The following is a 17808-nucleotide window of genomic DNA, read 5'->3' as shown; positions in this document are numbered from 1 at the left end:
GCGTCTTCGAGGCGATCCGCGCGGGCAAGGACTGACCGCCCAGCGCTGGGCGCGCGGCCGGTGGCGGGATGCGTCACCGGCCACACGCGAGGGCGATAGTCCTGATCGCGGTGCTGTTCACCGCCACGGTATCGCTGCTGTGGCTGCTCGTCGCCGCCGGATGCTTCGCCGGGTGGACGCTGTCGCAACACGCACGAGTTCGCGCTCCGTTGCTCTATGTGCCGCTGGGTTCGGTGTCCTGGTACGCGCTGCACGAAGCCGGTATTCACCCGACCCTGGCCGGTGTCGCGCTCGGCCTGCTCACTCGGGTACGCCCGGATCCGGGTGAACCGGAAGCGCCCGCCGCCCGGCTCGAGCACCTTTTCCAGCCGGTCTCCGCCGGATTGTGCGTCCCGCTTTTCGCCCTGTTCGCCTCCGGGGTCCCGTTGAATACCACGGTGTTCGGCGAGTTGTTCTCCGACCGGCTCGCGCTGGCCGTGATTCTCGGTCTCCTCGTGGGCAAGCCACTCGGGATCTTCGGGATGAGCTGGGTGGCAATCCGGTTGGGCATCGCGACGCGCCCCAGCGGACTCGGCTGGCGGGACATGTTCGCACTGTCGGTGCTCGGCGCGATCGGCTTCACGGTTAGCCTTCTGGTGGCGGAACTCGCTCTGGCCGACGTCGCGGACGGGTCCGCCGTCGAGTTGGCGAAAGCCGCTGTGTTGGTCACATCAACGGCGGCGTCGCTCGCCGGTTCGGCGCTACTGTTGCGGCGTGGGCGTGTCCACCAGGCTCGGCGGGACGCCCGTGCGCTACAACGGGAACAGTACGGCGGCGCGAGCGATCCCCTCGGAGGCGGTAGCCTGCGTGACCACGGAGGGCACCGGGAGCGCCGCCGATCGAACGGGAGTTTCAGCAGTGCCGGGACAGGGAGAAGGGTCGACCAAGTGAGTTTCAACCACGGCGGTAACGGGAGCGACGCGGAGCGCGGTCGTACGGTCACCTCCATTCCCCTCACGGACGCCGATCCGCTCGGCTCCGCGAGCTTCGGGACCTTGGTCCGCGACGCCACCGAGCAGATGTCGACCCTGGTCCGCGCCGAGGTCGAACTGGCCAAGGCCGAGGTCACCGGTGAGATCAAGAAAGGACTGCAGGGCAGCGTCTTCTTCATCCTCGCCCTCACCGTGCTGCTGTTCAGCACGTTCTTCTTTTTCTTCTTCATCGGCGAGCTGCTCGACGTGTGGCTGGCGCGGTGGGCGGCCTTCCTGATCGTCTTCCTCCTGATGGTCGTGGCCACCGCGGCGCTGGCGTTCCTCGGCTACCTGCGGGTGAAGAAACTGCGCGCGCCGGAGAAGACGATCGACTCGCTGAAGCAGGCGCGCACGGTGCTGCCGCACGGCCTGGGCGCGGGCGCGCACGACGACCGTCTCGCGCTGGAGAAGCGGACTTCCTAGGCGCGCGTTCGCGAGCCGGTACGGCGGCTACTAGGCTCGGTCGCCGTGTCGGCGAACTTGCTTCCGGATCCGTCCAGCGTCCGTTACGACGGACCGTGGACACATCGGGATGTGCACGCCAACGGCATCCGATTCCACGTCGTGGACGCCGCTCCGGAGCGGTCCGACGCCCCGCTGGTCGTGCTGCTGCACGGCTTCGCGGACTTCTGGTGGTCCTGGCGTCATCAGCTGACCGGCCTGGCCGAGCTCGGCTACCGCACCGTGGCCGTCGACCTGCGCGGCTACGGTGACAGCGACAAGCCGCCGCGCGGATACGACGGCTGGACCCTCGCCGGTGACGTCGCGGGGCTCATCCGGGCGCTCGGCTACACCGAGGCCACGCTGGTGGGGCACGCGGACGGCGGACTGGTCTGCTGGACCACCGCGGTGCTGCATCCGCGGCTGGTTCGCTCCATCGCGCTGGTCGGCTCCCCGCACCCGGCGGCGCTGAAGAGTTCCGTACTGCGCAACAGCCGTCAGCGCGCGGCCTGGCTGCCGAACTTCCTGCGCTACCAGCTGCCCCGGTACGGCGAGCATCTACTGACCACCACCGACGGCTTCGAAGTGGAGCGGCTGCTGCGGCAGCGGGTGAGCGCGGGATGGTCGGGCACCGCCGAATTCGTGGACACGGCGCGACGGATGCGCTCGGCCATCCAGATCCCCGGCGCCGCGCATTGCGCACTGGAATACCAGCGCTGGGCCTTCCGCAGCCAGTGGCGTCCGGACGGCCGCCGCTTCATGGCGACCATGCGCGACCCCGTCCACATCCCGGTCCTCGCCATGCGCGGCGAGCTGGACCCCTACATATTGCCCGCCACGTTCCGCCGTGGGCACGAATGGTCGCCGCGACGACGACTGGCCCCGGTGCCTGGCGCGGCTCATTTCGCACACCAGGAGAACCCCGAGGTGGTCACGGCGGAACTCGCGAAACTCTTGGCCTGACCGCTCGTGCCCGGCATCGCCGGGGAACCTCGGTTTCCGGCTGTCGCGGCCGGAAACCGAGGAACCGGATCAGCTGAGCACGCATGCTCCGGTGGCGACCGGGCCCGCGGAACGCTCCGAAGCCTCGAGTTCGGAGCGCACCTCATTGAGAGTCAGGACATAGCCGGTGTCGTTGTCGGTCACCGCGGCGCCGAAGACTACTCCGAGCACCTGTCCCTGCGTATCCACCAGCGGGCCACCGGAGTTGCCCGCTTGCACGAGCCCGCGCACCGTGTACACCTCACGCTTCACCGTTCCGTCCCGGTAGATGTTCGGGCCGGTCAGATCGAGGGTCTCACGGATGCGAGCCGCGCTGGCGGTGTACCGGCCGCCACCCGGGTAGCCGAGCACGATGGCGCTCTCGCCGGAACGAGCGGGGGCGGGCGCCTGCGGAACGCCCGGAGCGGTGAGGCCGGGTACCGAGAGCACCGCGACGTCGGTGAACGGGTCGAACAGCACCACCGAAGCGGGCAGCGAGCCAGAGGCCGTGTCCACATCGATGCTCGTGGTGCCCGCGACGACGTGCGCGTTGGTCATCACGCGCTCCGGCGCGATCACGAAACCGGAACCTTCGAGGGCTCGTTGACAGCTCGGAGCCACCCCCCGGATGCGCAGCACGCTCTGCTGCAGCGACGCCGCGACCGGGCTGGCCAGCACGCTGGGATCGGGCGGTTCGACGGCCGCGATGGGCGCCCGGCCGAACGGCCCGATCACGTCCGGCAGGCCGGAGGTGTTGAGCAGCTTGGAGAACTCGTTGGGCAGCCTGCGCAGCCAGTTCGGCGCGACGTCGTTGACGTCGGCGAGCACCCGCGAGCCGTTGATCGCGGTGGCGATGGCCGGCTGCGACGAGGTGGCCAGCGGCAGCGCCAGCAGCCACGCGGTGACCAGCACGGCGACCGCCTGCAGCCCCGCGCCGACCACGCTGTCCACGCTGCGGGTGAACGGATGGCGCATGCCGCTGCGCGCGGCGCGGCCGAGCACCATGCCCGCGACCTCGCCGACGATCACCAGCACCACGATGAGCAGCACACCGGTGAGCACTCTGGTGCGGCCCTCGTCGACGTGCACCAGGATGTGCGGCGCGATCAGGATGCCCGCGACGGCGCCGAGCACCACACCGAGAAAGGCCAGCGCCGAGGCCACCGCGCCCTGCCGCCACCCGGAGGAAGCGGCCAGCAGCGCGAGCAGCACGACGGCGATGTCGAGCCAGGCCGACGAAGTCATAACGTCATCCCCACGGCGGCGAGTGCGGTCTCCAGGTCACGAACGTCCTCGTGGTCCCACTCCAGGTCCCAGCCCGACGCCTTGCTGATCCCGGCCAGGATGCCGCCGGTCAGCCCCCAGACCAGCATCCCGTCCACCTGGAAGGCGGGGCTCTGATAGCCCAGCGTGCTGCGGACCAGGAAGCGATTCGCCGGATCGAGCAGCTGAGCCAGCGGGACGCGCACGACCCGCTCGGTCTCGCTCTCGTCCATCACCCGCACCGCTGCCGGCGTGCGCCAGTACGCGAGCACGGGTGTCACGTCGAACCGGGACGGCGGCACGAACAGTTTCGGCAGCACCGCGAACGGCTCGACGCCCGAACGGTCCAGGCCGGTCTCCTCGCACGCCTCGCGCAGCGCGGTATCGATCGGCCCATCGTCCTCGGGGTCCACCGCGCCGCCGGGGAACGCGACCTGACCGCGATGCTGGCGCATCGTGGACGCGCGCTGGGTGAGCAGCACTTCGGCGTCGGCGGGCAGTCCGCCAGGCGCGTCCGGGGCCGCCTCGGGCGAGCCGCCGAACAGCACCAGCACGGCGGCTTGACGCGGTTTCGACGTGGCGGTCAGGATGCGACGCAGCGCACGCGCCCTGGTCAAGGTGTCGGCGCTGTCGACAGCCGGTTCCGCGGAGCGGGCCAGCCACGCCGGTAGATCCGGCGGCGGCTCGATCGTCATCGCACACCTCCCCCGCGCACGCGCCCCCGACTGACCGCCCGCACCGACACCTCCACCATTGATTTGTCCACCCGCACTGTCATGCGGCCACTCCGAGCTTGCCCGCGACCGTGTTCGCGATGTCATCCACCCCCTCGAAAGCGCGCACCACGACCTCGGCGACCGAGCCGTCGGCCCGCACCAGCACCGAGATCGGCAGCACCGCAGGGGCTCCGACGGCCGTGCGGACCCGCGCGTCGGCGTCGAGCACGCCGGGCAGCCGAACGTCCAGTCCGCGCAGCCGGGACAGCGCTTTGGCCTCATCAGGGTCGCTGTGCACGGTCAGCACGGTAATCGCGTTCCCGGCGCGTTGGGCGTATTGCTGCAAATACGGCAACTCTTCGGCGCACGGTGCGCACCAGTAGGCCCACAGGTTCACCAGCGCGGGCTTGCCCGCCAGCGCGGCGGCCAGGTCGATCGGCCTGCCGTTCGCCAGGCACTCCAGGGTTATCCCGGCCAGCGGGCCGCCGCCGGGAGCGGAGCCGCTCGGGCAGTCGGGCAGACCCGCGGCGGCGCGCAGGTCATCGGAGACGCCGGAGGCTTGGGAGCTGGACCGCGGCCCTGTCGACTCGCCGTCGTCGCCGCGCGGCCACACCGCGACCGCCAACGCCACCACCGCGATCAGACCGGCAAGCGCCCAACGCCAGGCATGACTCCTTCGGCCCGAGGGCTCCGAGCTCACCGGCTCACCAGCTCGAGCAGATGCTCCCGCTCCGGCCCTTTCACCAGTTTGGCCGCGGCCTCCGGATCGGTCGGCCCGATCCCGAACGACGGGCAGTCTTTGGCCAGGACGCAGGTGCCGCAGGCGGGCTTACGGGAGTGGCAGACCCGGCGGCCGTGGAAGATCACGCGGTGCGAGAGCATCGTCCATTCCTTGCGCTCGATCAGCGCGCCGACGATGTGCTCGACCTTCACCGGGTCTTCTTCCTCGGTCCATCCCCAGCGGCGCACCAGACGGCCGAAATGGGTGTCGACCGTGATGCCGGGCACCCCGAACGCGTTACCGAGGATGACGTTCGCGGTCTTGCGCCCGATGCCGGGCAGCTGGACCAGTTCGGTCAGGGTGTGAGGCAATTCACCGTCGTACCGCTCCAGCAGCGCCTGTCCCAGTCCGATCAGCGAGCCGGCCTTGTTCCGGAAGAACCCGGTGGGCCGGATGTATTCCTCCAGCTCCGCACGGTTTGCCTCGGCGTACGCCCGAGCGTCCGGGTAGCGGGCGAACAGCGTGGGGGTGGTGAGATTCACTCGCTCGTCGGTGCACTGCGCGGAAAGTATTGTCGCGACCGCCAATTCGAGGGGCGTGGTGAAGTCCAGCTCACAGTGCGCATCGGGGAAAGCGGCCGCCAGTTCGCGGTTCATCCGGCGCGCCCTGCGGACCAGCCCGAGCCGGGTTTCCGCCTGTCGCGCCCTGGTTTTCCGTCTCGGAGCCGCGGCGGCGATCGGCGGCGTTTCGGAGGAGTCGGAGCCGGGCGGAAGCCCGTTCCCGGCGGCGGTGGAGGGGGAGACGCGCACGCGTCCACCATACGGAACCGGCAGACAACGTTGCCCTTCCAGTTCAGTTGCCGTGTTCCATCTGAGACCTCGACGGTGTTTACTGCTCGTCATGCAAGGACTCGCTGTGGTGCTCTTCCCAGTGGTGTTGATGCTGTTCGCACTGGGTATGGAGCGGGTCGAGAATCGGCTCCGCAAGCTCCTCGAACCCGACGAAGAGGTTCAGCAGTACCTGGACAAGGCCAGCAACGCCGAAGTGAAGGAGCTGACGAAGCTCGGTCTTCCGGCCGCCGTGGCCCGGATGCGCAGACGCCGCTCCCGCGGCGAAGAACTGGACGTGGCCCGCGCGAGTTGACCCGGCGCGAGCGTCGCGCAATCCACTCGTTACGTGGTGTCCGTCACTACGCTGTAGGCACGCCGCGTAGACTGCGCTGTTGGCCGAGTCGCTTCGGTCCAGTACAGAGCCATTTCCCATAAGGAGCACATTCGTGGACGAGGCCCTCGCCAGAGCAGGCATCTTCCAGGGCGTCGAGCCCACTGCGGTGGCCGCCCTCGCCAAGCAACTTCAACCGGTGGATTTCCCGCGTGGCCACGTCATCTTCAACGAGGGCGAGCCGGGCGACCGGCTGTACATCATCACGTCCGGCAAGGTGAAGATCGGACGTCGTTCGCCCGACGGCCGGGAGAACCTGCTGACCATCATGGGCCCGTCCGACATGTTCGGCGAACTGTCGATCTTCGACCCGGGACCGCGCACGTCCACCGCCACCACGGTGACCGAGGTGCGCGCGGTGACCATGGACCGCGACGCCCTCAAGACCTGGATCGATCAGCGGCCCGAGATCGCCGAGCAATTGCTGCGTGTTCTGGCGCGCCGCCTGCGCCGGACCAACAACAACCTGGCCGATCTGATCTTCACCGACGTCCCGGGCCGGGTCGCCAAGGCGCTGCTGCAGCTCGCGCAGCGCTTCGGCACCCAGGAGGCGGGCGCGCTGCGGGTCACCCACGACCTCACACAGGAAGAGATCGCCCAGCTGGTCGGCGCCTCCCGCGAGACCGTGAACAAGGCGCTCGCCGACTTCGCGCATCGCGGCTGGCTGCGCCTCGAGGGCAAGAGCGTGCTCATCTCCGACTCCGAGCGCCTGGCCCGCCGCGCGCGGTAACGGATCTCCTACGGCGAACGCCGGGTTCAGCGCTCCACTGAACCCGGCGTCGTGTCGTTCCGGCTAGCCGTGCGCGCGCAAGTACTCCAGCTGCGCCTGCACCGAACTGCGCGCGGCCGGCCAAAGCCGCTTGTCCACGTCGGAATACACCTTCCGCACCACCGCCATAGCGCCCGCGTCCGGGCCGAGCGCCCGCAGCGCGTCCCGCACCTGGCCGAGGCGCTCGTGCCGATGCGCGATGTAGTAGCGGGCGACCGGCTCCAGATCCGGATGGTCCGGGCCGTGCGCGGGGAGCAACGCCTTGCCCTTGCCCGCCTCGACCAGCCGATCCAGCGAGGACAGATAGTCGGCCAGTGTGCCGTCGGTGGAGTCGAGCACCGTGGTGCCCGCGCCGAGGATCGTGTCACCGGTCAGCACCGCGTCATCCAGGACGAGACTGACCGAGTCACCGGTGTGACCGGGTGTGTCCAGCACGGTGATCCGCAGACCCGCGGCCTCGATCACCTCACCGTCGGCGAGCGGGGCGTCCGCGCCGCGCAGGAAGGCGGAGTCCTTGGCCCGCACGGACGTTCCGGTCAGCTTCACCAGGCGATCGATCCCGCCGGTGTGGTCGTGATGACGATGGGTGATCAACGTGAGCGCGATCCGGCCGCCGGTGGCTTCGACGATCGCCGCACAGTGCGACTTGTCCTTCGGCCCCGGGTCCACCACCACACAATCCGACCGTCCGGGCGCGCGCAGGATCCAGGTGTTGGTGCCCTCCAAGGTCATCTTGCCCGGATTGTCGGCGAGCAGCACCGCCGCCGTCTCGGTGACCTGCCGGAGCTGCCCGTAGGCGGGGTGAGTCAACGTCATCGCAAAACCTCGGATAGAAGCGGAGCCGACAGTTCCGGTCTAGCGCACCTCGGCGATCAGTTCGACCTCGACGGGGGTATTGCGCGGAAGTTCGGAGACGCCGACAGCCGAGCGCGCGTGCTTGCCCGCGTCGCCGAAGACCTGACCGAGGAATTCCGACGCGCCGTTGATCACCACCGGCTGATCGCCGAATCCCGGCGCCGAGGCGACGAAACCCACCACCTTCACGATGCGCACCACCGCGTCCAGCCCGACCAGGTCGTGCACCGCGGCCAGCGCGTTCAGCGCGCACAGCCGGGCCGCCTTCTTGGCCGCCTCGACCGAGACCTCCGCGCCGACCTTGCCGACCGCCGACAACTCGCCGTTCACGAACGGCAGCTGCCCGGAGGTGTAGACCAGCGACCCCGTGCGGATCGCGGGAATATAGGCCGCGACCGGAGCCGCGACCGGCGGCAAGGTGAGCCCGAGTTCGGCGAGATTCTTCTCCCACTGGGTCACTGCGCCACCCATCTCTACTTCGGCCGCTTCAGGTAGGCGACGTGCTGCTCACCCGTCGGGCCGGGCAGCACGGTGACCAGCTCCCAGCCGTCGGCTCCCCACTGGTCGAGAATCTGCTTCGTCGCGTGCGTCAGCAGCGGCACGGTCGCGTACTCCCACAGGGTCGTATCACTCATGTGCGAGAGCGTAGCTGTGTTCGATTTGCAGCGCCTTCGGCGCTGCGGGTTCGCGGCCCCTTGGTGGCCGCGAACGGGCAATGCTCGATCTCGCTTCGCTCGAAACCTGGGGTTGGGGTGCGCTGGGGGCGTCGAGCAGTAATCGCACCACTCGGTGTGCGCGGTACGCGGCCGCAACATCGGGCAGTGCCTTCTTTCCTGCGGAGTCACAGCCGCACAGGACGCGCGCCGCGAACGGCGAATACTCGATCTCGCTTCGCTCGAAAGCCGGGGGTCGGGCGTGTGGTGGGGTGTAGGCGTCGAAACTCACTATTCGGGCGGTGAGGTAGCTGCGCGCACTATCGGGATTGCGGTGGACTCGCTGGGCGGGAAGGCGGATTTCGTGCGGAGATCGGCTGCGCGGCGGGGCGGGGCGGGGCTCGGGCGGCAGCGGAGGCAGGGGCTTGGAACGGCTCCTCGACCCGCCCGTCTGGTACGGCCGGTGCCCCGCGGTCGCGGACCAGTTATAGGCTCGCGAGCGTGGGAGTACCAACTGCAGTGCCGCTTTCGGCCGAGCCGGGACTGGACACAGGGTGGCCGAAGCGCGCCGAGCAGGCCCGCTTGCACTACGTCTCCGGCAAGGGGGGCACGGGCAAGTCGACGGTCGCCGCGGCGCTGGCGCTGGCGCTCGCCGCGGGCGGGCGGCGCGTGCTGTTGGTCGAGGTGGAGAGCAGGCAATCGATCGCGCAGCTGTTCGACCTGCCGCCGCTGCCGCCGACCGAGACACGCATCGCCACCGCGGACGGCGGCGGCGAAGTCGTCGCGCTGGCGCTGGACATCGAGCACGCCTTCTTGGAATACCTCGATATGTTCTACAACCTCGGCTTCGCGGGACGGGCGATGCGCCGGATGGGCGCCATCGAGTTCGTCACCACGATCGCGCCGGGTCTGCGCGACGTCATCCTGACCGGCAAGATCAAGGAGTGCGCGGTTCGCGTGGACAAGGCAGGCAAGCGGGTCTACGACGAGATCGTGGTCGACGCCCCGCCCACCGGCCGGATCGCGGGCTTCCTCGACGTCACCAAGGCCATGGCCGAAGTGGCCAAGGGCGGGCCGATCGCCTCGCAGGCCGAGGGCGTCTCGCAGCTGCTGCACTCCGATCAGACCATGATTCACCTGGTCACGCTGCTGGAGGCGCTGCCGGTGCAGGAGACCGCCGACGCGGTCGCCGAGCTCACCGCCAACGACCTGCGCATCGGCACCGTCATCGTGAACCGCGCGACCGAAGGCCAGCTCCCGCCCGAGCTGCGCGCCCGGGCCGCTCGGGGCGACCTGGACGCCGACACCGTTCGCGCCGGATTGACCGCCGCCGGGATCACGCTCTCCGACAGCGACTTCCAGGGCCTGCTCACCGAGACGATCGAGCACTCCGCCACGCTGCAAGCCCAGGACGACAGCGCCGAGGAGCTGGCCAAGGTCGACATCTCCCGGCTCTACCTGCCCGCCCTGCCCGACGGGATGGACCTGGGCGGACTGTACGAACTAGCCGAACACCTCACCGCCCAGGGAGTCCGATGAGCACGCCGGCCCACCCCGCGGCTGCCCCGCTGGACATCTCGCGGATCATCGCCGACCCCTCCGCGCGGGTGGTGGTCTGCTGCGGCTCCGGCGGCGTCGGCAAGACCACCACCGCCGCCGCCATCGCGTTGCGCGCCGCCGAACAGGGACGCAAGGTCGTGGTGCTCACCATCGATCCGGCGCGCAGGCTGGCCCAGTCGCTGGGCGTCGCCGACCTCGGCAACAACCCGCAGCGGGTCGCGCTGGGTCCGGAGGTTCGAGGCGAGCTGTACGCGATGATGCTGAACATGCGTCGCACATTCGACGACATGGTGCTCGAGCACACCAGCGGGGAGAAAGCCGCGCAGATCTTCGCCAACCCCTTCTATCAGACGGTCGCCTCCTCCTTCGGCGGCACGCAGGAGTACATGGCGATGGAGAAGCTGGGCCAGCTGGCCCACCGGGGCGAATGGGACCTGATCGTGGTCGACACGCCGCCTTCGCGCAACGCGCTCGACTTCCTGGACGCTCCCAAGCGGCTGGGCAACTTCCTCAACGGACGCATGATCCGGGTGATCATGGCTCCAGGCCGCGGTGTGACCCGGTTGGTGACCGGCGCGATGAGTCTGGCCGTGCGGGGCGTGTCCACTGTCGTGGGCGGTCAGATGCTCAAGGACGCGTCGAACTTCCTGCAGTCGCTGGAATCGCTGTTCGGCGGCTTCCAGGACCGAGCCGAGCGGACCTTCGCGATGCTGTCGCAGCCGGGCACGCATTTCCTGGTGGTGGCGGCGCCGGAACCGGACGCGCTGCGGGAGGCCTCGTTCTTCGTCGACCGCCTCTCCACCGAGCGCATGCCGCTGGCGGGACTGGTGCTCAACCGCACGCATCCGGTACTGAGTTCGCTGTCGGCCGATCACGCGCTCACCGCCGCCGACCAGGTGGCCGAATCCGATCCGCTCACCGCGGCGGTGTTGCGCGTGCACGCCCGCCGGGTAGCCACCGACAGGCGGGAGCAGCATTTGCTGCACCGGTTCACGGGTGCGCACCCCCGGGTGCCGATCGTCTCGGTCACCGCGCTTCCGTTCGAGGTGTCCGACCTCGACGCGCTGCGCGTAGTCGGCGATCAGCTCACCCGCACGACCCCCGCGACCTCCTGATACTTAGGCGTATCCGCTATTGCTCCGAGCGGAAACGTCGGTCCTGAAACGAAACTGAGCCCGCTCGCGCGGGCTCTGTTTCGGTTTTGCGGAACTACGGGGACTACATCGCCACTTGGTGCTGGCGCTGGGCCTGGAAGAAATCGGCCCACGAGGTTACTTCCGGATGCTGCTTCAACAGGGCGCGACGCTGCCGCTCCGTCATCCCGCCCCACACACCGAACTCGACGCGATTGTCCAGCGCGTCGGCACCACACTGCATGAGCACCGGGCAGTGCCTGCAGATCGTCGCCGCTTTGCGCTGCGCCGCGCCGCGGACGAACAACTGATCGGGATCCACTTCCTTGCATCGGGCCTGGGCTACCCAGGCGATCCTTGCTTCGGCCTGCTCCACGTCCAATCGAGCGATGGGGGTTGTCATGTGCATTTGGTGTGCCCCTTTGCAGTCCGAACACCGGGTCAACGGCGCTCCAGAATCGCGTTGTCACCACGCAGCACCCAAACCCCGCTGCGAAGTGCACCACATTCCACTTTGAGTGTTAGCTCTATCACACTGGGTTCTCAATCTAGGTAAAGGTATGGCGCTTGCGCAAGACCACCTCGAGATTTTTTGGTACGTCCGTCCCTGCAAAGCCGGGCGCGCACAGGACGGGCAGGCAGATTGCGCGCGGGCCCTCGCGCGACACGCCGGTCGCGATCGCGCGACACGCCCATTCCGGTTCGCGAACAACCAGTTCCGGGCTCGGGACAAATGCCGCCAAGAAGGCTGGAATGGCAACCCGTAGTCTTGATTCGTGCCGATCACACATACGCTCGCGCGGCTGGCCGGCAGCTGCGTGCTGGCCTCCGTGCTCGTCGCCGGGTTGTTGTTCCCGCTCGCCGGCGGCTTCGGGTTCGTCTCCAACCGCGCCGCCGACGCCGTCGACAACGTCTCCGCGGAGCTGGTCGAGGGAACGGTGCCCGCGGTCTCGACCATGGTCGACGCGGCGGGCAATCCGATCGCCTGGCTGTACGAGCAGCGCAGATTCGAGGTCCCCAGCGACCGGATCTCCAACGACATGAAACTGGCGATCGTGTCCATCGAGGACCGCCGCTTCGCCGAGCACGAGGGCGTGGACTGGCAGGGCACGCTGCGCGCGTTCCTGACCAACACCACCAGCGGCGAGGTGCAGCAGGGCGCGTCGACGCTGGATCAGCAGTACGTGAAGAATTTCCAGCTGCTGGTGGTCGCCAAGACCGACGCCGAGCGCCGCGCCGCCATCGAGACCACCCCGGCCCGCAAGATCCGCGAGATCCGGATGGCGCTGACGCTGGACCGCGAGCTGACCAAGGACGAGATCCTCACCAGATACCTCAACCTGGTCCCGTTCGGGAACTCCTCCTATGGCATCCAGGACGCCGCGAAGACCTACTTCGGCGTCGACGCCGCCGAGCTGAACGTCTCGCAGTCCGCGATGCTGGCGGGCATGGTGCAGAGTTCGTCCAAGCTCAACCCCTACACCAACCCGGACGGCGTGCTGGCCCGGCGCAACACGGTGCTGGACACCATGATCCAGAACATCCCCAGCCGCGCCGACGAGTTCCGCGAGGCCAAGACCAAGCCGCTGGGCGTGCTGCCGGAGCCCAAGGGCCTGCCGCGCGGTTGCATCGCGGCCAACGACCGCGGCTTCTTCTGCGACTACGCGCTGCAGTACCTGGCCAACGCGGGCATCAGCCGCGAACAGATCGAGAAGGGCGGCTACCTGATCCGGACCACCCTCGACCCGGCCGTGCAGGACTCGGTGAAGCGGGCGGTGACCGACGCGGCCAACCCGAATCTGGACAACATCGCGGAGGTCATGTCCGTGGTCGCGCCGGGACAGGATTCGCATCCGGTACTCGCGATGGCCAGCAGTCGCACCTACGGCCTCAACCGGGACGGGAACGAAACGGTGCAGCCGCAGCCGTACTCCATGGTCGGTGACGGCGCGGGATCGATCTTCAAGGTCTTCACGACCGCCGCGGCCATGGAGAAGGGGCTCGGCATCGACGCCCAGCTGGAAGTGCCCGGTCGGTTCGAGGCGAAGGGCATGGGTAACGGCGGTGCGCGCGGATGCCCGCCCGCCACCTACTGCGTCGAGAACGCGGGCCGGTACAAGTCGCCCATGTCGGTGACCGAGGCGCTGGCCACGTCGCCGAACACCGCGTTCGTCAAGCTGATCCAGGCGGTCGGGGTCACCCCGACCGTCGACATGGCGGTCCGGCTCGGCATGCGCTCGTTCACCGAAGCGGGCAGCTCGGGCCACGGCAACCAGAGCCTGGCCGACATGATCAAGGGCCAGAACCTCGGCTCGTTCACCCTCGGCCCGGTCGCGATCAACCCGCTGGAACTGTCCAACGTCGCCGCGACGCTGGGTTCGGGCGGCCGGTGGTGCCCGCCGAACCCGATCAAGGAGGTCATCGACCGCCAGGGCAGGCAGGTACCGCTGACCCAGCAGGCTTGCGAGCAGGTGGTCGAGCCCGGCTTGGCGAACACCCTCGCCAACGCGATGAGCAAGGACGACACCGCGGGTACGGCGGCGGCCGCGGCCCAGTCGGTGGGCTGGAACCTGCCGATGGCGGGCAAGACCGGTACCACCGAGAGCCACCGCTCCTCGGCCTTCCTCGGGTTCACCAACTCGCTGGCCTCCGCGGTCTACGTCTACGGCGACAGCCCCACCCCCGGGGAGATCTGCTCGTTCCCGCTGCGCAACTGCGGCGACGGCAACCTGTTCGGCGGTAACGAACCGGCGCGCACCTGGTTCAACGCGATCAAACCGGTGATCCCGCTGTTCCCGCCGCCCGCGCTGCCGCCGCTGGACGACAAGTACGTGCGCGGCGCCAACAACGCCCAGGTCCCCGACGTCGTCGGCCTCACCCAGGGTGAGGCGACCGCCAAGCTGGTAGCCGCCGGGTTCCAGGTGTCGCCGGTGACCGGGGCGGGCGATCGGCCCAAGGGCACCGTGATGGGCACCGCGCCGAACGGCTCGGCGATCCCCGGTTCGGTGATCACGCTGTACATCAGCGACGGCACCGTCCGGGCCGCGCCGCCGCCGGGGCCGCCCCCACCGGCGCCGGGCATTCCGGGGCTGCCGCTACCGCCGCGGCTGCCACCGATCCCGATTCCGATCCCGCTCCCGCGCTGAGTACGAGAAAGGGGCCGCGAACCACACGGTTCGCGGCCCCTTTCACGTCGCTGCCCTACAGTCGCGCTTTCACCGCGGCCGAGATACGCGAGCCGTCGGCCTTGCCCGCGGCGAGGCCGGTGGCGATCTTCATGACCTGGCCCATCTGACGCATGCCGGGGCGCTCCCCGTTCTCCTCGGCGACCTGCGCGATCGCGGTGTCGGCGAGATCGGCGACTTCGGCGTCGGTCAGCTGGGTCGGCAGATACTCGTCGATGATGCGCGCCTCGGCGTGCTCGTTCGCCGCCAGTTCGCCGCGCCCGGCCTGCGTGTAGACCTCCGCGGATTCGTTGCGCTTCTTCGACTCCTTCTGCAGCACGGAGACGACCTCGGCGTCGGTGAGCTCACGAGCCTCCGTACCGGCGACCTCGGCGGTCTGGATCGCCGACAGCAGCATCCGCAACGTGGAAAGGCGCAGCGTGTCCTTGGCTTTCATCGCGGCGGTCAGGTCCGCCCGCAGCTGCGATTTGAGTTCCGACATGCCGATCACGGTAGCCGCTGTGGCGCGGCGGTCCCACTACATTTGCCGCGCCGCCGGTTTTCCCGCCGGATAACGGGCGCTTGTGCGGAAACACACTCGGCGCTCTCGAGCGGGGTCACCTATGCTGGGCAAATGCCCGTGATCTCGACCTCTGCTGTACGCACGACCGCGCTGGGAGCCGCCGGGGCCGCGGTGGCCGGACTCGGCTACGCCTCGCTGGTCGAACGCAACGCCTTCGTTCTGCGGGAGGCGACCATGCCTGTGCTGGCGCCGGGGTCGTCGTCGCTGCGCGTGCTGCACCTCAGTGACCTGCACATGATGCCCGGCCAGAAGCTCAAGCAGCAGTGGCTACGGGAGCTGGACCGGCTGGAACCGGACTTGGTGGTCAACACCGGCGACAATCTCTCGCATCAGAAGTCGGTGCCCGCGGTGGTCCAGGCCCTCGGCGGACTGCTTTCCCGCCCGGGCCTTTTCGTTTTCGGCAGCAACGACTACTTCGCGCCGGTGGCGAAGAACCCGTTCAACTACTTCAAGAAGGACCATCGCCGCACCTACGGCGCGCCGCTGCCGTGGAAGGACCTGCGCGCGGCCTTCACCGAACGTGGCTGGCTCGACCTGACGCACGTGCGCCGCGACCTCGAGGTGGCCGGTGTCCGCATCGCCACCGCGGGCGTCGACGATCCGCACCTGCAGCGCGACCGCTACGACACTGTCGCGGGCGCCCCGAACCCGCTGGCCGACCTGCGCATCGGCCTCACCCACTCGCCCGAGCCGCGAGTACTGGACCGCTTCGCCGAAGACGGCTACGACCTGGTGATGGCGGGCCACACCCACGGCGGCCAGTTGTGCCTGCCCGGCTACGGCGCCTTGGTCACCAACTGCGGGATCGACCGGTCCCGGGTGAAGGGTCCGTCGAAGTGGGGTACGCACACCCAGCTGCACGTCTCCGCGGGCATCGGCACCTCGCCGTGGGCGCCCTACCGCTTCTGCTGCCGCCCGGAGGCGACCTTGTTGACGCTGGTGGCCGCGCCGCCGAAGCGTCCGGTCGCCGACACTGGTCAGGGTGTGTCGGCATCGGAGGCCGTCGCCCGCTAAGGTCCCCTGCCGAGACGTGTGGCAGGTAGGGGACAACTGTGAGTGGATTCGACGACCGGCGCGACGACCCGACGACTCCGCGGCGGCCCGCCGGGCCGCCGACTCCCCGGCAACAGTCTTTCCCACCGCGTTTCGCCACTGCCCCATCCGGTGACTCCGACGGCCCTCGGCAGCCGGACGCCCCGGCACAGCCGGGCGCACCGAAGCCGTCCGGCACGCCGCAACAGTCGTCGTGGCAGCGGCCCGGCTACGACGAAGCCGGACGCCCCGCCGTCACTCCTTGGCAGCGGGGCGCCGAAGATCCCACCGGCCACGCTTCGGGATGGCGGCCGCTGAACTCGAACGAGCCTGCCCCGTCGGAGCAGTGGCCGGCGGCCGAGACAGGCAGCGGGGGCGTTCCGCCCTATCCCTGGCAGCCCGAGCCTTCCACGCAGTGGCCGCCGAACGACGAGCCCGCGCCGACGCTCCAGTGGCGACCGGAGCAGAGTGATCCCGCCACGCCTTGGCAGCCGGACGCCGATTCGGCGGCGAACACGCCCGCACTGGCCGACCCGACCCTGCTCGCCCAGCCGCTGGGTGGCTGGCAGCAGGATGCCGCACCGCCCGACCAGGCCGGTCGCAACGACCCCACCATGCTGGCCCCGTCTCTCGGGCAGTGGCCGCAGGCCGAGCCGGTTCCCGGCGGCCGCGACGATCCGACCATGCTCGGGCAACCGCTCGGCGCGCTCGACCAACACGCGCCCTTCGGCGGCCGGGGGCCGAATCCGGCGCCGGGCGATTCGGCGCCCACGCTGCTCGGCTATCGCAGCGCCGACGGGTTCGGCCCGCCGCCGCAGGTCTCGCAGTGGCAGCCGGTCGGCGGACCGGGGCAGTACGGCGGTCACTATCCGCCCGGTCCGCAGGGCGGGGTCGTGCCGCCGCACAACAGTCCGCGCGGGAAGTGGGTCCTGTCCGCCGCGCTCGTCGCACTGCTGGTGGCCGGTCTGGTCGCCGGTGCGGTCGCGTTGACCACTGGGCAGAAGGACGATTCCGCACAGGACAGCCCGCCCTCCATGGTGAGCGCGCTCACCACCACCACCGCCGCCGCCGCGAGTTCTCTCGTCCCGGCCACGACCAAGCCCGCACCGACGACGACCGCGCGCGGACAGGGCGACCGAACGCCGCTCATCCCCGGCTACCAGGTCGTCCAAGCGCCCGACAGCGGGGCCGCCTATGACGTGCCCGCCGGCTGGACCGTCGCCCCGCAAGGCACCATCGGCGGCTTCGGCGAACCGCCGAACGCCGTCGCGGGTAAGGGCTTGGCCAGCGAGGGCAAGGGATACTGCCCCGGCTCGACCCGGACCGTCGCTTTCCTCACCGGCTCGAACACCTCCGACCCAGGAAAGGCGGCCACCGAGCTGGGCACGAAGACCGCCACGCTCGCCTACAAGGCGACCTCCGGCGGCACACCCGGCCTGCCCATGCCGCTGGCGTCGCTGGACGGCTCCCAGCACGGCATGTTCGTGGAAACCAAAGGCACCGTCGCCGACGCCAAGCCCGGTTGCGCGAAGGCGTACTCCGTCTACACCGCCGCCTTCCCCAACGACACCGGGAACTTCGTCATGGTGATCGCCGCCGACACCGGCGTTCCGAACGCCCTCGACGCCGAGACCGCCAAGCGCATCTTCACCACCATCCGCGCCCTCGAAGGCTGACTGACCTGCCGGTTTAACGTCTCACGCCAC

18 protein-coding genes and 1 pseudogene are annotated in these 17808 nt (G+C 69.5%); 10 read left to right on the top strand and 9 right to left on the bottom strand.

Annotation, left to right across the window (positions count from 1 at the left end; translation table 11 throughout):
- Positions 1 to 92: 92 nt before the first annotated feature.
- From ON27_RS01870 to ON27_RS01865, 3 genes and pseudogenes are all read left to right on the top strand, one after another.
- Positions 93 to 797: pseudogene (locus ON27_RS01870) on the top strand (Na+/H+ antiporter NhaA); the annotation flags it as partial.
- A gap of 129 nt (positions 798 to 926) precedes the next feature.
- The gene (locus ON27_RS41035) at positions 927 to 1433 is read left to right on the top strand and encodes a phage holin family protein (protein ID WP_083887330.1); all 507 of its coding nucleotides are present in this window, start codon (positions 927 to 929) and stop codon (positions 1431 to 1433) included.
- Between the two features lie 45 nt (positions 1434 to 1478).
- Entirely contained in the window at positions 1479 to 2414 is a 936-nt protein-coding gene (locus ON27_RS01865) for an alpha/beta fold hydrolase (protein WP_043718364.1), read from the top strand.
- 69 nt (positions 2415 to 2483) lie between these two features.
- Here ON27_RS01865 and ON27_RS01860 read toward each other — a convergent pair whose 3' ends face one another.
- The 4 genes from ON27_RS01860 to nth all read right to left on the bottom strand — a co-directional run bounded on the left by ON27_RS01860 (position 2484) and on the right by nth (position 5869).
- Positions 2484 to 3677 carry a MarP family serine protease gene (locus ON27_RS01860; protein ID WP_043718361.1) on the bottom strand — a complete coding sequence of 398 codons (1194 nt, stop codon included), beginning with the start codon at positions 3675 to 3677 and terminating at the stop codon, positions 2484 to 2486.
- Positions 3674 to 4390: an NUDIX hydrolase gene (locus tag ON27_RS01855; protein WP_043718358.1), complete on the bottom strand. Its 717-nt coding sequence runs from the start codon at positions 4388 to 4390 to the stop codon at positions 3674 to 3676. Before ON27_RS01855 ends, ON27_RS01860 begins: the two co-directional genes overlap by 4 nt.
- A gap of 79 nt (positions 4391 to 4469) precedes the next feature.
- On the bottom strand, positions 4470 to 5111 hold the full coding sequence (locus ON27_RS01850; RefSeq protein WP_245559747.1) for a TlpA family protein disulfide reductase: 642 nt from the start codon (positions 5109 to 5111) through the stop codon (positions 4470 to 4472).
- Positions 5108 to 5869: an endonuclease III gene (nth, locus tag ON27_RS01845; protein ID WP_043718389.1), complete on the bottom strand. Its 762-nt coding sequence runs from the start codon at positions 5867 to 5869 to the stop codon at positions 5108 to 5110. The genes ON27_RS01850 and nth overlap by 4 nt, the downstream gene beginning before the upstream one ends.
- 163 nt (positions 5870 to 6032) lie before the next feature.
- Between nth and ON27_RS01840 the strand changes: the two genes are divergently transcribed.
- Both ON27_RS01840 and ON27_RS01835 read left to right on the top strand, forming a co-directional pair.
- Positions 6033 to 6275, top strand: a complete 243-nt coding sequence (locus ON27_RS01840; protein ID WP_040686056.1) for a hypothetical protein — start codon at positions 6033 to 6035, stop codon at positions 6273 to 6275.
- Between the two features lie 133 nt (positions 6276 to 6408).
- A complete protein-coding gene (locus tag ON27_RS01835) occupies positions 6409 to 7083 on the top strand; it encodes a Crp/Fnr family transcriptional regulator (protein ID WP_039794544.1) in 675 nt (224 codons plus the stop codon).
- 63 nt (positions 7084 to 7146) lie between these two features.
- Here the strand turns inward: ON27_RS01835 and ON27_RS01830 are convergent, their stop codons facing one another.
- From ON27_RS01830 to sp36, 3 genes are read right to left on the bottom strand one after another with little or no spacing between them, the layout of a single operon-like run.
- Positions 7147 to 7938, bottom strand: coding sequence for an MBL fold metallo-hydrolase (locus tag ON27_RS01830; protein WP_043718354.1), 792 nt, complete (start codon positions 7936 to 7938; stop codon positions 7147 to 7149).
- Positions 7939 to 7977: 39 nt separating this feature from the next.
- Positions 7978 to 8448, bottom strand: coding sequence for a RidA family protein (locus ON27_RS01825; RefSeq protein ID WP_043718351.1), 471 nt, complete (start codon positions 8446 to 8448; stop codon positions 7978 to 7980).
- Between the two features lie 2 nt (positions 8449 to 8450).
- A complete protein-coding gene (gene sp36, locus ON27_RS42335; RefSeq protein WP_085994820.1) occupies positions 8451 to 8612 on the bottom strand; it encodes a Sp36 family protein in 162 nt (53 codons plus the stop codon).
- Between the two features lie 537 nt (positions 8613 to 9149).
- Between sp36 and bagA the strand changes: the two genes are divergently transcribed.
- Both bagA and bagB read left to right on the top strand, forming a co-directional pair.
- On the top strand, positions 9150 to 10169 hold the full coding sequence (gene bagA / locus ON27_RS01820; protein ID WP_043718347.1) for an ATPase BagA: 1020 nt from the start codon (positions 9150 to 9152) through the stop codon (positions 10167 to 10169).
- The gene (gene bagB, locus ON27_RS01815) at positions 10166 to 11305 is read left to right on the top strand and encodes an ATPase BagB (protein WP_043718345.1); all 1140 of its coding nucleotides are present in this window, start codon (positions 10166 to 10168) and stop codon (positions 11303 to 11305) included. Before bagA ends, bagB begins: the two co-directional genes overlap by 4 nt.
- A gap of 103 nt (positions 11306 to 11408) precedes the next feature.
- Here the strand turns inward: bagB and ON27_RS01810 are convergent, their stop codons facing one another.
- Positions 11409 to 11732 carry a WhiB family transcriptional regulator gene (locus ON27_RS01810; protein WP_014981178.1) on the bottom strand — a complete coding sequence of 108 codons (324 nt, stop codon included), beginning with the start codon at positions 11730 to 11732 and terminating at the stop codon, positions 11409 to 11411.
- Between the two features lie 367 nt (positions 11733 to 12099).
- Between ON27_RS01810 and ON27_RS01805 the strand changes: the two genes are divergently transcribed.
- Complete coding sequence (locus ON27_RS01805) at positions 12100 to 14469, top strand: penicillin-binding protein (protein WP_043718340.1); 2370 nt, start codon at positions 12100 to 12102, stop codon at positions 14467 to 14469.
- A gap of 55 nt (positions 14470 to 14524) precedes the next feature.
- Here ON27_RS01805 and ON27_RS01800 read toward each other — a convergent pair whose 3' ends face one another.
- Positions 14525 to 14989, bottom strand: a complete 465-nt coding sequence (locus ON27_RS01800) for a GatB/YqeY domain-containing protein (RefSeq protein ID WP_043718337.1) — start codon at positions 14987 to 14989, stop codon at positions 14525 to 14527.
- A 132-nt stretch (positions 14990 to 15121) separates the two neighbouring features.
- Between ON27_RS01800 and ON27_RS01795 the strand changes: the two genes are divergently transcribed.
- Positions 15122 to 16084, top strand: a complete 963-nt coding sequence (locus ON27_RS01795; RefSeq protein WP_051046125.1) for a metallophosphoesterase — start codon at positions 15122 to 15124, stop codon at positions 16082 to 16084.
- A gap of 38 nt (positions 16085 to 16122) precedes the next feature.
- Positions 16123 to 17778, top strand: coding sequence for a DUF8017 domain-containing protein (locus tag ON27_RS01790; protein ID WP_043718334.1), 1656 nt, complete (start codon positions 16123 to 16125; stop codon positions 17776 to 17778).
- Positions 17779 to 17808 lie beyond the last annotated feature (30 nt).

It is taken from the genome of Nocardia asiatica NBRC 100129, from assembly GCF_000308415.1.
GTDB classification, from domain to species: Bacteria; Actinomycetota; Actinomycetes; order Mycobacteriales; family Mycobacteriaceae; genus Nocardia; species Nocardia asiatica.
The sequence above is the reverse complement of the archived record's forward strand: the minus strand, read 5'-3'. Positions and strand labels throughout refer to the sequence as shown.

Bases quoted from the DNA above. Each gene is read 5' to 3' on its own strand.
- ON27_RS01860 (WP_043718361.1), bottom strand. From the start codon at position 3,677: ATGACTTCGTCGGCCTGGCTCGACATCGCCGTCGTGCTGCTCGCGCTG.
- ON27_RS01855 (WP_043718358.1), bottom strand. From the start codon at position 4,390: ATGACGATCGAGCCGCCGCCGGATCTACCGGCGTGGCTGGCCCGCTCC.
- ON27_RS01840 (WP_040686056.1), top strand. From the start codon at position 6,033: ATGCAAGGACTCGCTGTGGTGCTCTTCCCAGTGGTGTTGATGCTGTTC.
- ON27_RS01830 (WP_043718354.1), bottom strand. From the start codon at position 7,938: ATGACGTTGACTCACCCCGCCTACGGGCAGCTCCGGCAGGTCACCGAG.
- ON27_RS01825 (WP_043718351.1), bottom strand. From the start codon at position 8,448: ATGGGTGGCGCAGTGACCCAGTGGGAGAAGAATCTCGCCGAACTCGGG.
- sp36 (WP_085994820.1), bottom strand. From the start codon at position 8,612: ATGAGTGATACGACCCTGTGGGAGTACGCGACCGTGCCGCTGCTGACG.
- bagB (WP_043718345.1), top strand. From the start codon at position 10,166: ATGAGCACGCCGGCCCACCCCGCGGCTGCCCCGCTGGACATCTCGCGG.
- ON27_RS01810 (WP_014981178.1), bottom strand. From the start codon at position 11,732: ATGCACATGACAACCCCCATCGCTCGATTGGACGTGGAGCAGGCCGAA.
- ON27_RS01800 (WP_043718337.1), bottom strand. From the start codon at position 14,989: ATGTCGGAACTCAAATCGCAGCTGCGGGCGGACCTGACCGCCGCGATG.
- ON27_RS01795 (WP_051046125.1), top strand. From the start codon at position 15,122: ATGCCCGTGATCTCGACCTCTGCTGTACGCACGACCGCGCTGGGAGCC.